The organism is Solibacillus sp. FSL R5-0449, from assembly GCF_037975215.1.
GTDB lineage: Bacteria > Bacillota > Bacilli > Bacillales_A > Planococcaceae > Solibacillus.
This window is the reverse complement of the sequence record NZ_CP150239.1, coordinates 1,733,800-1,747,994: the sequence shown is the minus strand read 5'-3', so window position 1 is coordinate 1,747,994 and position 14,195 is coordinate 1,733,800. Positions and strand designations below refer to the sequence as shown.

The following is a 14,195-nucleotide window of genomic DNA, read 5'->3' as shown; positions in this document are numbered from 1 at the left end:
CTTATGGAATTTACCATGGGCGAGTTTTTTATTTTAGATTTTAAATTCGTTAACAACACTTCGCAGGTGATCAGCTTGTGAAGCCAGTTCGACGGCCGATGCATTAATTTCCTCCATGGATGCGGAACCTTGTGATGCAGCCGCTGCACTGCGTTCTGTATTGGCAGCAGTATTGTCTGCAATGGCTGCCACATGTACGAATGAAGTTGTGACACTGTGACTATTATTTAACGTTTGTTCAATCTGAGTAACCATTTGTGTTAAGATATCAGATGTTTTCTCTGTTTGCAGTAAAATATTTTGTAAAGAATTCGTCGTCTCATTCGTCACTTCAACACCTCGGATTACTTTTTCTACCCCAGTGTGGTTTTGCTCGATAATGGAATTGACCTCTGTTTGAATCGATCCGACGATTGCTGAAACTTCTTTTGCTGCTTTTTGGGATTGCTCGGCAAGTTTTCGAACTTCAGCCGCTACAACCGCAAAGCCCCGTCCATGTTCTCCGGCCCGAGCAGCCTCAATCGCCGCATTTAAAGCTAGGAGGTTCGTCTGTTCGGCAATTGCTGTAATGGTACTGATAATGGACGTAATATTTTTGGATCTTTCCCCTAATTTTTCAACCGTATCCGAAGTTGTTGCCATTGTTTCTTCAATTTCAAGCATCACATTGGCTGAATGATTCACCGATCTGCTACCCTGATGTGCAGCGTCTTTCATTTCAGATGCCGCTTGCTGAACTTCCCGAGCCTTTTCATCTAAAATATGCATCGATTGCTCCAAATTTTGCATTTCGTTTCCGGCACTTCCGATACTGTTTAGAATTTCACTGCTGTCACTCGCGATGTTCATCGTAGAATCAGCAATAAAATCAATTGTTCGCGCGTTTTCATCTGCTAGTGCCATTAATTCCTGTGAACTTCCCGATACATTATCGGCAAGGTTTGACACGCGTTTCACCAAAGCAGAGATTGATTCAATCAATACGTTTGTAGAATTTGCTATTAATGAAAATTCGTCTTTTGTTTTAACGTTTACACGTCGTGTTAAGTCACCGCCAGCTTGTGCGATATCCAGAATCGATTCATTGATTTTTTTCGTATTTCTCCGAATCGATTTCGATAAAATGTAGCCCAATGAAATAGTTAAAATAACAGCAACACCAGTTAAGGCAGAAATCATTATTTTTGAGGCAAATGCAAACTGTTCCAAGTCTGAAATCGTTTTTTCATTGCGCTGTTCAAGTATTTGAATCAGTTTCCCTGTATTTTCATCTATATAGCCTTTGAAATTTTGGCTTCCGCTATTAGCAAACAGTTTAGCGGCATTTTCATAGCCATATTTTTGACGTACTTCAATCGTCGATTTAGAATAGGATAAATAATTAGCATAAAACTGTTGGATTAAGCCGACGATTTTAAGTTCTTCATCCTGATTTCTAAACGATGCTTCAACAGATGTTAAATTTGTATGTATTCGTTCCTTCGTCTCTTCATATAATTGAAGAAATTTTTCGTCGCCCGTAATTAAATAAGTTTGTTCATGGCTTGAAAGTTTCGCGATATCAGAAGCTAAACTATTGATATGCATTTGCTGTTGGAGATTTTCTTCAGCAAATTCTCGTAAATTATTCTCCAAATTTGTTATATTGATATACGACAAAATTTGCATCGAGATAATTATTGCCATTAAAATAGTGAAAGTAATTAAAATTTTCCCTCGTATTAGGTGAAAGAAGTGAAATAGGGCTTTCGGTTTAATAGATTTTTTTATTCGTTTTTCTTTATTAGGTTTATTTTTCTTGCTCTTTCGCAAATAATTCACCACTTTCTGAAAAATCAATATTTAACTATTTTACTACATGAATGGGAAATTTACACTATTTATTGTGAAAAAAGTATAAAGGAGGGAAAATTTTGAAAAAATCATTTTATCATTTTGCTCTCACATTTAGAGGGGGAGAATGGTCGGACGAGAAAGTGCGTTTTGCGGAAAGCATGTTTCACGATCATGCTTTTCCAAAAATGTCTGACAGCTTTGATGAGCTTACAAATTATATTGAATTTCAGTCCAATGAATTTTTAACAATCGGTGCCTTTGACCAATTATGGGACCTTTATGAAAATAAATTTTCAGTATAAGCAATGTTTTGCATGCAATTTGCCAGATGGGGTATAGTGAAAGTAAGGCAAGCTGCGTAAAATTAATCGTTATTTTGTCCAAATATTGTTTTTTATGCAAATTTTTTTGTGAAGCAAGACGTCTAACGATTGAATGTTTATACGAAAACGTTTACAATTTAAAAGAATTATGATGAAAAGAGGTTTTTTGATGAGCGTTCATATTAATGCCAAAAAAGGCGACATTGCAGAAATTGTACTATTACCAGGAGATCCATTACGTGCAAAATATATTGCCGAAACATTTTTAGAAGATGTTGTACAATATAACGAAGTACGTAACATTCTTGGCTACACAGGAACTTATAAAGGGAAACGTGTTTCTGTACAAGGTACAGGCATGGGTGTACCATCCATTTCAATTTATGCTACTGAATTAATGCAAGAGTACGGTGTACAAAAACTAATCCGTGTAGGTACTTGTGGTGCGATTCAAAAAGACGTGAAAGTACGTGACGTTATTATTGCACAAACTTCGTCTACAGATTCAAATATGAATCGCGTTGTTTTCGGCGGTACAATCGATTATGCACCAACTGCAGACTTTGATTTATTACTGAAAGCATACAATGCTGCTAAAGAAGCGAACTTAAATGTACGTGTAGGTAATATTTTCACTGCAGATATGTTCTATTCAGATGAAGCACAAAACGAAAAATTAGCGCAATATGGCGTATTAGCTGTTGAAATGGAAACTTCAGCACTATACACATTAGCTGCGAAATTCGGTCGTCAAGCTTTAACAGTATTAACTGTATCAGACCACATCTTAACTGGTGAAGTAACAACTTCAGAAGAACGCCAAACTACGTTCAATGATATGATGGTGATTGCGTTGGAAGCGGCTATTCAAGACTAAGAGAATCAAGGGATTGCAACCCTTTATTGCTAATTCGAAAGTACCTGACAGGTAATAACTGTCAGGTACTTTTTTTGTGGTCAGTACATACGGAATCTTATTTCATTTAGAGAAAAATGATTTATAATAGCGGTCAATTTAATGGGCAGACTAAATCAATAAATAAAGTTTAAGGAGCAGGTGAAACAAATGATGTATTTATTAGCTATTTTCTTGCCGCCTTTAGCCGTCCTGTTTTGCGGAAAACCGATCCAAGCATTAATTAACTTTTTCTTATGTTTTTTAATATGGATACCGGCAGTGATTCATGCAATTTTGATTGTTCGTGATTATAAAGCAGATAAAAGAATGGAGCGCCAAATCAAGCTAATGAAGAAATAGCAGGAAAGCGCACATAATCAATAATTGGGTAAATGCACATTACATCTGTATCGTGCATTTTTAGTCTTTTCGCCGATTAAATTTCAAAAATTTTCTTAGCCGATGTTTGGCATATCGATTTTATGTTGTGGGCAAACTGAAATACCGGCAATTTTAAAGCACAAAAAGATGACGGTCAAAAAGTAAAAAGGAGTGAGGGGATGAGTCAGGAAGTAGCGAAGAAATTTATTGATCGAATCTCAAGCACAGTGGATCCGTTAGCGAATATTGTCACGGTGAGTCTGTTTTGTGAAAATGCCATTAATCATCTGATTCAGGAAAAGCTGCCAAAAGTTCGGAGCTTCAAGGATCAGGCAACTTATATCCCGATGGCAAGCTCCAATTACAGTACGAAAGTCTATTCTGTTTATGCATTAGGTTTAATCGAACAGAAATTATTCGAAAACTTATGGTTGCTGAATTATTGGCGCAACAAAGCCGCACATAATATTAGTGTCGATATCAAAGCTTTGCCGATGAACTTTCACATTTTTGATAACAACCTGAGAATCGAGAAAGACATGAATGAAAATGAAATTGTGATCGGGATTGCGCTTTGTACGTATAAAGAGCTGCATGTGTTTTTAAATGAACAATACGGTATAAAACTAAATTGGTGAACAATAAAAAGTGTCTATGCCTGTAGACACTTTTTATTCTATCCGTCATTTCTAAAAAAATGCACGCTTTCCATAGAAGATTTTTAATAATAAATTAAAATACAATTAACCTTATTTCAATTTTAAAGATATAAATAGTACATATTAGGGTATGGATAGGGGAAGTTTACTGTAGGAAGGGTTGAAATGATTTGAAAAAAAGATATTTATTCGCAATGTCTACTTTATCAATTGCATTGGTTGCAGGATGTGGGGATACAGCAGAACCGGTTGACGGTACAGAAAACGAAGCCAATTTAACTTTACAGCAAGTATATGAAAATGCCATGCAGCGCCAGCAGAATTTAAAAAGTGTTCATGCTGAAACAAAAATGGATCAGGTGACGACTTTCTTAATGGATGGTCAGACGATGGAAATGACGAGCAACTCGAATTTGGCAATGGATATTCAGCAAAATCCGATGGCCATGTATTCTAAAGGAACAATCGAAATGGATATGGGCGAGGATAACATGGAAATGCCTATTGAAATGTATATGACAGAAGAAGATGGCTTTTACTTATATAACGGCGAATCGAATGAATGGCTGAAAATGCCGGATGAGCAATATGAACAGCTGTTGGCGCAAACCGGTGCACAGGCAGATGCATCACAGCAACTTGAACAGCTTGAGCAGTTTATCGAAGATTTCAGTTTTGAACAGGACGAAGAAAATTATTTACTGACATTGAATATAGAAGGGGACCAATTCAAGCAGTTCATCCTTTCGCAAATGGGTGCAAGCCTTGGAGAATCAATGGAAATGAATGAGGAAATTTTAAAAAATATGTCCTTTGAAGATTCACAGTATAATATAGTTGTAGCAAAAGATACGTTTGACATAAAAGAAATGGATATGGATCTGAAAATCATCACAAATGTCGAAGGTCAGGAAACAACGATTGAAAATGATGCAAACATTGTCTATTCTAAATTCGATGAAGTAAAAGAGATCAATATACCAAATGAAGTTTTAAAAGAAGCAAAAACTGAATGATAGATCAGGCAGCGAGTCCACTATATTGCGGAAATCGCTGCTTTTTCCTATTTAATATGAAATGAAATAAAAAAAATGACGTCTATCCTTTTCTAGTCGCTTGTAAACTGATATTATTGGTATAGTGTGACATCAGACAGTGTATAAATGAGAGTGGTGAAATTGAAATGGATGAACAAAAAAGAGATGAGGATCAAAACGGTTTAAACGAAGAGCAAATAACAAAACCGGCAGGAAAGTATTTACGCATGAAACCATTTGCATTCATAATGGTTATTTTCCTGACAATTTTATGTACAGCCGGTTTAACAATTTTTGCGTTAACATTCGGTGAAAAGAAAGTTGTGGAAGTAAAAGAACCGGTAGAACGGGCAGAATTCAAAAAACTTTATGATGCGTATGATGCACTTCAGCAAAAATATTATGAAGACATAAATGAAGAAGAAGTGGTATATGGTGCAATCAACGGAATGTTTGATGCATTGGGTGACCCTTATTCTGATTATATGAATAAAGATGAGGCAACCTCTTTCAATGAAAGCCTTTCTTCAAGTTTTCAAGGAATTGGTGCGGAGATTCAAGAGCGAAATGGATATATCATGATCGTATCTCCAATTAAAAATACTCCTGCAGAAAAAGCAGGTTTACAACCGAAAGATATGGTATTAGCGGTTGACGGGAAAAGCGTCAAAGGCATGAGCTCTACAGAAGCTGTGTTATTGATTCGCGGTGAAAAAGGATCTGAAGTCACTCTGACAATTCAGCGCGGAGATGCTGAAAGCTTTGATACAACTATTGTGCGTGATGATATTCCGGTAGAAACTGTATATGGTGATATTGATGAAGAAGGAATTGCTCACTTCCAAATCACATCTTTCAGTGAAAATACTGCAGTAGAACTGGAAAAACTGTTAATTGAATATGAAAAACAGGGAATGAAAGGGATTGTTTTAGATGTACGTCAGAATCCAGGCGGCTATTTAAAAGCAGCAATCGATATTTCAAACTTGTTTGTTGAAGAAGGAAAAACAATCGTTCAAATTCAAGAAAAAGATGAAGCGCCACAAATTGTAGCTGCAGATAATCGTTCTAAATATAAACTTCCTTTAACAATCCTAATCGATGAAGGAAGTGCTTCTGCTTCTGAGATTTTGGCAGGTGCTCTAAAAGAGTCTGCAGGTGCCCAAATCGTTGGTTTGACTTCCTTTGGTAAAGGGACAATGCAGGAAATCATCTATATGGAAGACGGAGCAAACTTGAAGTTCACAACAGGCAAATGGTTAACACCAGACGGCAACTGGGTGAATGAAAAAGGAATTGCACCGGATGTGAAAGTTGACTATCCGGATTATGCTTCATTACCATATATTGATCCAAGCCAGACATATGAACAGAATTCCGATCATGCGTCCATCAAAACAGCTGAGCGCATCTTGGAAGTTTTAGGTTATGAACCAGGTGAAGTTGATACAAAGTTTGACGAATCGACAGAAGCAGCATTAAAAGAATACCAACAAGATAATGAACTTGAAGTGACAGGTATTTTAACAGGCGATACAGCCTATGCCTTAATGGATGCAATTAGCGAAAAGCTGAAAAATGAAGATCCTCAAATTTTAAAGGCAAAAGAATTATTGGATATAAAGCCTGAAGAAACGACAAAAGAATAAAAATTGCGGGCTGGCAAAAAGTGCAAAAACACTTGATTGCCAGCCCATTATTATAGGAAGTGAAACGATGAAAGATGTATATTTATTTAGCGGATTTTTAGGAAGCGGCAAAACGTCCATGTTGACCGATGTCATTCGTCAATTGAAAGAGGCAAATTTAAAGCCTGCTGTAATTATGAATGAATTAGGAAAGCTGCCTTTTGATTCACAGGCGGTGGAACAGGATGTACCTTTGAAGGAAATGCTGGAAGGCTGTATTTGCTGCAGTGGGGCGGAAAAAACGGAAGCGCAAATTCAATCGCTTTTACACGATCAGGAATTTGATGTACTTATTATTGAAACAACAGGGGCCGCACACCCTGTAGAAGCACTGGATGCAGTCTACTCGCCTTTATTTGCGGATAAGTTAAATATTAAGGGGATTGTAACAGTGGCAGACAGCCGCTTATGGTTAGACCGCTCAAGTCTGACGCCACAGGTACGTTCACTATTTATGGAACAAATTCGTCATGCCCATCTGTTATTGGCGAACAAAACGGACTTGCTTACGGAATCGGAACAGGCGCAAGTTGTCTATGAGCTGCAAGGGTTCAATGCAAATGCTTTTATCCTTCAGACAACTAATGGACGAGTACCGTTGAAGTTATTGCAAAATATGCAGTCTACAGCTCGGGTTTCTAAAGAAGACATCGTGTCAGCACGTATAGGTGAAAGCTTTAATTTAGGCTCTCGCCTCGTACGGTTTGACACAAGCTTTACTCAAGAACAGTTTGAAGATTGGGTTCGAACTTTGCCCGATACGGTTTACCGTATGAAAGGGTACGTCCCGATTGAAGGCATCAAAAATCCAATGTTGTTCCAGTATGCCTATGGAATGGTCCAATGGCTGCCGGAATATATAAAAATGGAATCGAACCTAGTGATTATTGGTGAGAACATCAATAATCTTGAAATTATTTCTGTACCTTAATTCGTCAATAGTGTCGGCTATGTACAGGAAGGGAACAGTTGGACACAACATTTATTAAAAAATATTTTGCTGAAGCTATTCTTTTCGCATTTGAAAAGGATAGCTTTTTGGGTTTTCAAAGCATTAACGGAATTCTTGAAACAATATAAATACTTTTATTGAATACTAATTATTTTTTGGGAACTTTAAAAATTTATATGTGAAAACACCCAATTTTAGAGAAAAGCTTTATAAAGTGCCAAAATGTGCTACAATATACGGTATACTTTTAAAAGTCTCTTTTGAAAAGAGACGAAAATTCCAGGAATTGAAGTGATAATTACATAAATCATTTTTTTGAAATAATAATTTAAGGTTATTAAAAAAGAAAAGTTTAAGAGTTTTGTAAAACAATCATGAAAATAAAAAGTAACAACAAATAAATAAGATATTTATCGAAGCATGTTGAAATGTACTATTGCATAAGATAGATGCAATGACAATTGCTTTGTTAGGAGAAATTTATGAAAGAAAAAACAATTATTTTAACAGGCGGAGGTACGGCCGGTCACGTATCACTAAATGAAGCGATTATCCCTTCATTGCAGGAAGCGGGGTATAATGTCCATTATATAGGCTCACATGATGGGATTGAAAAGGAACTGATTACAAATGCTTTCCCTTCTTTGCCATATCACAGTATTTCAAGCGGAAAGCTGCGTCGATACTTTTCAGTACAGAACTTTACAGATCCGTTTAAAGTGATGGCGGGGATTACACAAGCCTTTTCAGTTATCAAGAAAATTAAGCCGACCGTCATTTTTTCAAAGGGTGGATTTGTATCAGTGCCTGTTGTGATTGCGGCAAAGTTGGCAAATATACCGGTTGTTGTTCATGAATCGGATGTGACGCCTGGATTAGCAAATAAAATTTCATTGCCGTTCGCGTCCCATATTTTCACGGTATTCAAAGAAACGATGAAACATTTACCGATCGACAAATCGACTTGTACGGGTTCGATCATCCGTCAGCAGCTATTTGAAGGGAATCGCGAACGGGGCATGGCGTTATGTGGATTTACAACCGAGAAAAAAGTAATGCTTGTTATGGGCGGAAGCTTGGGATCTGTCGTAATAAATGATGCGCTTCGCGAAAATTTACCGGCCTTGCTTGAGAACTACCAGATTATCCATTTATGCGGTAAAGGGAACGCCGACAAAAAACTTGAAAATCTTCAGGGCTATTGTCAATTTGAATATGTGACGACAGAATTGCCGGATTTATTGTTTGCAACGGATTATGTTGTATCGCGTGCCGGTTCGAACTCGATTTTCGAATTTTTAGCGTTGCATAAGCCGATGCTGCTTATTCCTCTATCTGCTGCAAAAAGTCGCGGCGATCAGATTTTAAATGCCAACTTGTTTAAAAAACAAGGCTTTGCACAAGTATTGGATGAGGAAAAATTGACAAAAGCGTCATTCATGCAAGCAATTCAGAAGCTTGAAGAGAAAGCGGAAGAAATGATCGATCATATGCTAGAGGTCGAACATCCGAAAACTCCGAAAGAAATGGTTGCTTTAATTACTCAATATGAAAAATAATCGATAAAAAAGGGGTTACCTAAAAGTTCATACTTTTAAGGTAGCCCCTTGTTTTGTTTTAGGAATATTTATAACGTGACATTCATATAAGCGTAAAGTAGGGATTCGCATCACTGTGAAACTTCTTCTTTACATTGCCTGTTCTTCTGTTTCTTCGAGCGTATTTGCTGTCGTTAAATAGAACAGATCCTTTGGAATTTTGAAAAGACGGAATTTATTTACGCCTTGATTAATTTGTGCGAAAAGAGATGGATTTGATTCCTCGGCATCTACTACATAAGGTAATTTTAGTGCTGCTGCTTGTGAGCGAGCATTTTCTTCGCGGATGCGTAAGAAAACTGTATGGAAATCATAGTCGAAAAATAGTTCATTTAAAAACGCTAATTTCGCTTTCTGATTATAACCGATGCCTTGGTATGGTTTGCCGATCCATGTTCCTAAAAAGCCGGCGCCATCTTGGATATCAAAAATACTGATTGTTCCGATTGGGACACCCCAATCATCTACAATTGTACGTGAAATCGTTAATCCGTTTTGTTCTTCTTCAATTAATTGTTTAGTCATAAATAAATACTCTTCAGCTGAAGTTGCTTTCTGACGTACGAATGGAAACACAGACGGATGACGTAATAATTCGTATAATTCTGCTGTTTCATGAAGTTCTCTCTGTTTTAACATGTGAAACGCCTCCTTTTAAGAAGAAAATGGTAGAGCCTGTTGTTAAAGAAATGGTGCGAATAATCTTCTGATGCTAAAAGGTTCTTTATCATAAGGCAGTAGTCATTTCGAGCTTGATCTTACCTAAAAGAATTTGACGTTAAACTATTATGCATAATTCGTATGTCTCGCTCTATCCTAGACAATTAATAACAATATCGAAATAAGAAATATATCTACAGTTTATTATAATATATTCTCTTGTCGCAACTTTCAAGCTCGAAAAAAACATTTTTTTCTGTTAAAAGTCGATATATTCAGAAAAATGCGTAAATAAAAACTATTAATGACAAGATGAATTTTTTAAAAGTATAATATAATAAAATAAGAGAGAGCGTGGAGGTACAAAAATATGAATATTCAACTAACAAAAGTACATGGTTCTGGCAATACATTTTATTTATACGAAGCATTATATGATGAACAATTTGATTTTGTGAATATCACAAAACAATTATGTCACCCAACCAATGATGGTGGAGCAGATGGCTTATTATTGGTGCTTCCGTCTTCCGTGGCAGATGCAAAAATGCGCGTCATCAATGCAGATGGCTCGGAAGCTTCGATGTGCGGAAATGGTTTGCGCTGTGTCGCACGGTATGTCTGCGAAAAATTCAATGTAAATGAAGCGGTTATTGAAACAATGCATGCATGCCTGAAAGTGAAACGAGAAGACTCCATTTTTGAACAGCTACCTACATACTCTGTTGAAATCTCGCCCATTTCCTTTGAATTAGCTTCATTGCCAATGAAGGTAGAGGACAAACAACAATTGCGCCATGAAGTAATACCTGCTTTTTCAGAAGAAATTCCTTTTACGGCAATTTCAGTACCGAACCCGCATTTAATCGGAATCGTTGATAAAAAATATATCGACAACACATCACATCAGCAACAGCTTGCTGCCTATTTGAACAGTGAAAATGAATATTGCCCTGATGGAGTGAATGTCAGCTATGTACAACCATTATCGGCTGATGAGATTTTTGTCCGAACTTATGAGCGAGGTGTAGGTTTTACAAATGCATGCGGTACTGCAATGACTGCCTCTGCCCTAATTGCCTCAATTGAAGGCTACGTTTCGAGTAGTAAAGTAACCGTCTATAATCCGGGAGGCTTTGTTCAATGTGAGGTTTCTAATAATGAAGGAAGCTGGGAACTGGCACTGATCGGAAATGCAACGATATTAGGGGAATATGAATTCGAGTTGCAAGAAGAAAAAATTGAGTTAGTTCGTATACAGCCGTCAGAAGAGCAAATCCAATATGAGAAATGCAAAATTTTTGTGAAAGATAAAATAGAAAGCTTTCTGTAAAGATCAGTAAAGTAGGGGGACAAGGATGATGAGTTCCATTTATTCAATGGATCTATTGAATTTGTTATTCAAAAATAGTAATGATGCTGTGTTCTTTATGGAAAAAACAGATGAAAAGTATCGTTATATTTTTGTCAATGATGCTGCAGTAAAATTGATTAATACAAATCCCTGCGGCAAAACGATCGAACAGGTAATCCCGTCCCATTTGGCAAAAACAATTATTCACCATTATGACTTAACACTCGAACAAAACAAACAAGTTGAATTCGAGGATTTCACCTATGAAAGAATGAATGTTCGAAAACAAAGAACGACAACTATTCCAGTAACACAAGACGGGAAAAATTATATTTTGGCTATAACAAAGGAAGTGTCCATGAGTCTAGATTTGGAAGATAAATATTTATTTATGCGCTCCTTATTTTCCAACTCATTTTTATCAACAATACTCGTTTCCAATGATCTGCAACTGCTTGAAGCCAACACGAAATTTTTGGATGAATTTAATATACAGTTGGAAGATGCATCCCGTACCAGTATATTAGATATGCCATTTATAGAAAGAAAAATGGCAAAGAGATTAAAATCTTATTTGAAACGTGCGCAGCTTGGTGAAAATATTCAATCAAAAATGCTGTTCTTTATTGATAAATATAATGAGCAGCGATGTTTTACCGCCTCTTTTTCGACGCTGACAAGTAATGGTGATAATATTGCCGTATTTATTATATTGCAGGAAATAACAGAATTTATTAAACAAGGACAGGCATTACGAACGGCATCGCATGGCTTGGAAATGTTCAAAAATGCGATCAATTCATTTGCCGAAGTTATTTTTACTGACGCTGACGGAAATATGATGGATGTCAATGAACGGGTTATCGAAAATACAGGTTACACGCGTGGCGAATTAATCGGCAAGCCTTACCACTTTTTACACTCGACATATCAATCTGATTTTGGTTCAACGAGTTATTGGCATAATGTCAGTAAAGAAGGAATTTGGCGTGATGAAGTGTGCAATTGCAGAAAGAATGGCGATATTTATTGGGTGGATTCCACTGTGATTCCTTTGAAAAATGAGCTAGGGGATATCGAGCAGTTTTTAATGGTGCAATATAATATTTCGTCTGAAAAGAAATTAATGTCCGACCTTTATAAAATTGAACGCAATTTCAGAGCGATTACTGAAAACACAAATGATTTTATTGTTGTCACAGACCGCTACGGAAAAATTAAATACGCTTCACCTTCCTATACAAGGAAACTTGGTTATCATGAGGAAGAGCTGATTGGTGTTCCGTACGATCGATTGCTGAAGCCTGAATGTGTTCAACTGTGGCATGAAGCATTGAACCCTGAAACGATTGATAGAGTAGAGGAACAGAAAATTGAACTGCTTTTGTACAAAAAAGATAATAGTACGATATGGACGGAAGGGAATTATACGTTAACATTTGATCTGGCAAATCATGAAATTACGGAAATTGTCATGGTTTCAAGAGAAATTACCGAGCGAAAGCAGCTGGAAGATCAGTTAACCTATTTAGCGTATCATGATAGTCTGACACAGCTGGGGAATCGCCGTAAATTGTATAAGGACTTTCCGATGCTTAAGGCAGAAGCGGATGAAACAGGCACCTGCCTGGCGATTTTATATCTTGACGGGGATAATTTTAAACAAGTAAATGATCTGTACGGCCACGATGTTGGCGATGAATTTTTAATTCAATTCGGTAAATCGCTCGTTCGAAGCGTACGAAATGAAGACCTCGTTATAAGGCTTGGCGGCGATGAATTTTTAATAGTTTTAACAGGGTTGTCCATTTACGAGACAGATCGTACTGCTCAACTCGCTCAAATTGTGGGCAGAATCAAAGAAAATCTGCAAATTGGATGGATGATTCGAGAGGCACATTTCTCCCCTACAGCCTCAATGGGCCTATCAATATATCCAAAGCATAGTGTAAGTCTGGATGTATTAATTGATTTAGCGGATCAGGAATTATATAAAGCAAAACAGTCTTTCAATTAAAGGTATATCTTTATTTCATTTTCAAGAATACGGAAATTTACTCCGTATTCTTTTTTTATTGTAAAATACAAATGGTACACTAAATGTTGATATAGATTGTTGATAGAGAGGGAAGCTGATGAACCAGAAGATTTTAATTATTGAAGATGAAAAGAATATTGCGCGTTTCCTTGAATTGGAACTTAAGCATGAGCAGTTTGAAACCGTTACTGCATATGATGGGAGGACGGGTCTCGAATTCGCGGAAAGTGAACAATTCGACTGTATTTTACTCGATGTCATGCTGCCGCAATTAAATGGAATTGAAGTATGCAGAAGAATACGTAAATTCAGCGATGTACCGATTCTGTTAATAACCGCACGTGATGAAGTCATGGACCGTGTGTCAGGATTGGATGCAGGGGCAGATGACTATATTGTGAAGCCTTTTGCGATCGAGGAACTACTGGCCCGGATTCGTTCGATATTAAGGAGAGTCACGCACACTCAAAAATCTAAGCAACTCGTTTTTAGAGACTTGGTAATTGATGTTCAGGCATATGAAGTAATATTTGAAAATAACAAAATCGAGCTTACGAGGAAAGAATTCGATTTATTAAAGCTGCTTGTGGAGAACAAAAATCATGTATGTACAAGGGAACATATTTTAGAAATGGTTTGGGGATTTGATTCTGAGGTAGAAACTAATGTAGTCGATGTATATATTCGCCATTTACGTTCAAAACTGCAAACAGAAAATACTCCGTACATTGAAACTGTACGTGGTGTTGGCTATGTGATACGCGGGTGAGG

At 36.9% G+C, this 14,195-nt stretch carries 13 protein-coding genes; 11 read left to right on the top strand and 2 right to left on the bottom strand.

The features are described 5' to 3' along the window. Positions 1-33: 33 nt before the first annotated feature. Positions 34-1,821, bottom strand: a complete 1,788-nt coding sequence (locus MKY27_RS08495) for a methyl-accepting chemotaxis protein (RefSeq protein WP_339199675.1) — start codon at positions 1,819-1,821, stop codon at positions 34-36. A gap of 92 nt (positions 1,822-1,913) precedes the next feature. Here MKY27_RS08495 and MKY27_RS08490 point away from each other — a divergent pair, with 92 nt between their 5' ends. The 8 genes from MKY27_RS08490 to MKY27_RS08455 all read left to right on the top strand — a co-directional run bounded on the left by MKY27_RS08490 (position 1,914) and on the right by MKY27_RS08455 (position 9,333). Next, complete coding sequence (locus MKY27_RS08490; protein ID WP_339176503.1) at positions 1,914-2,138, top strand: YozE family protein; 225 nt, start codon at positions 1,914-1,916, stop codon at positions 2,136-2,138. Positions 2,139-2,328: 190 nt separating this feature from the next. Further along, positions 2,329-3,036 (top strand): purine-nucleoside phosphorylase, encoded by a 708-nt coding sequence (deoD, locus tag MKY27_RS08485; protein WP_251687817.1) that lies wholly within the window; start codon positions 2,329-2,331, stop codon positions 3,034-3,036. A 189-nt stretch (positions 3,037-3,225) separates the two neighbouring features. Then, positions 3,226-3,417, top strand: coding sequence for a YqaE/Pmp3 family membrane protein (locus MKY27_RS08480; RefSeq protein ID WP_339176502.1), 192 nt, complete (start codon positions 3,226-3,228; stop codon positions 3,415-3,417). 200 nt (positions 3,418-3,617) lie between these two features. Further along, positions 3,618-4,076: an RND transporter gene (locus MKY27_RS08475; protein WP_339176501.1), complete on the top strand. Its 459-nt coding sequence runs from the start codon at positions 3,618-3,620 to the stop codon at positions 4,074-4,076. Positions 4,077-4,267: 191 nt separating this feature from the next. Further along, the gene (locus MKY27_RS08470) at positions 4,268-5,113 is read left to right on the top strand and encodes a DUF6612 family protein (protein ID WP_339176500.1); all 846 of its coding nucleotides are present in this window, start codon (positions 4,268-4,270) and stop codon (positions 5,111-5,113) included. A gap of 167 nt (positions 5,114-5,280) precedes the next feature. Further along, positions 5,281-6,783, top strand: coding sequence for a S41 family peptidase (locus MKY27_RS08465; protein WP_339199471.1), 1,503 nt, complete (start codon positions 5,281-5,283; stop codon positions 6,781-6,783). A 67-nt stretch (positions 6,784-6,850) separates the two neighbouring features. Then, on the top strand, positions 6,851-7,753 hold the full coding sequence (locus MKY27_RS08460) for a CobW family GTP-binding protein (protein ID WP_339199468.1): 903 nt from the start codon (positions 6,851-6,853) through the stop codon (positions 7,751-7,753). 503 nt (positions 7,754-8,256) lie between these two features. Then, on the top strand, positions 8,257-9,333 hold the full coding sequence (locus tag MKY27_RS08455; RefSeq protein ID WP_339199465.1) for an undecaprenyldiphospho-muramoylpentapeptide beta-N-acetylglucosaminyltransferase: 1,077 nt from the start codon (positions 8,257-8,259) through the stop codon (positions 9,331-9,333). 129 nt (positions 9,334-9,462) lie between these two features. Here MKY27_RS08455 and MKY27_RS08450 read toward each other — a convergent pair whose 3' ends face one another. Beyond that, positions 9,463-10,011, bottom strand: a complete 549-nt coding sequence (locus tag MKY27_RS08450; protein WP_339199462.1) for a GNAT family protein — start codon at positions 10,009-10,011, stop codon at positions 9,463-9,465. A gap of 391 nt (positions 10,012-10,402) precedes the next feature. Between MKY27_RS08450 and dapF the strand changes: the two genes are divergently transcribed. From dapF to MKY27_RS08435, 3 genes are all read left to right on the top strand, one after another. Beyond that, on the top strand, positions 10,403-11,365 hold the full coding sequence (gene dapF, locus MKY27_RS08445; RefSeq protein ID WP_339199460.1) for a diaminopimelate epimerase: 963 nt from the start codon (positions 10,403-10,405) through the stop codon (positions 11,363-11,365). A gap of 25 nt (positions 11,366-11,390) precedes the next feature. After that, entirely contained in the window at positions 11,391-13,403 is a 2,013-nt protein-coding gene (locus MKY27_RS08440; protein ID WP_339199458.1) for a diguanylate cyclase, read from the top strand. 118 nt (positions 13,404-13,521) lie between these two features. Next, on the top strand, positions 13,522-14,193 hold the full coding sequence (locus tag MKY27_RS08435; protein WP_339199456.1) for a response regulator transcription factor: 672 nt from the start codon (positions 13,522-13,524) through the stop codon (positions 14,191-14,193). Positions 14,194-14,195 lie beyond the last annotated feature (2 nt).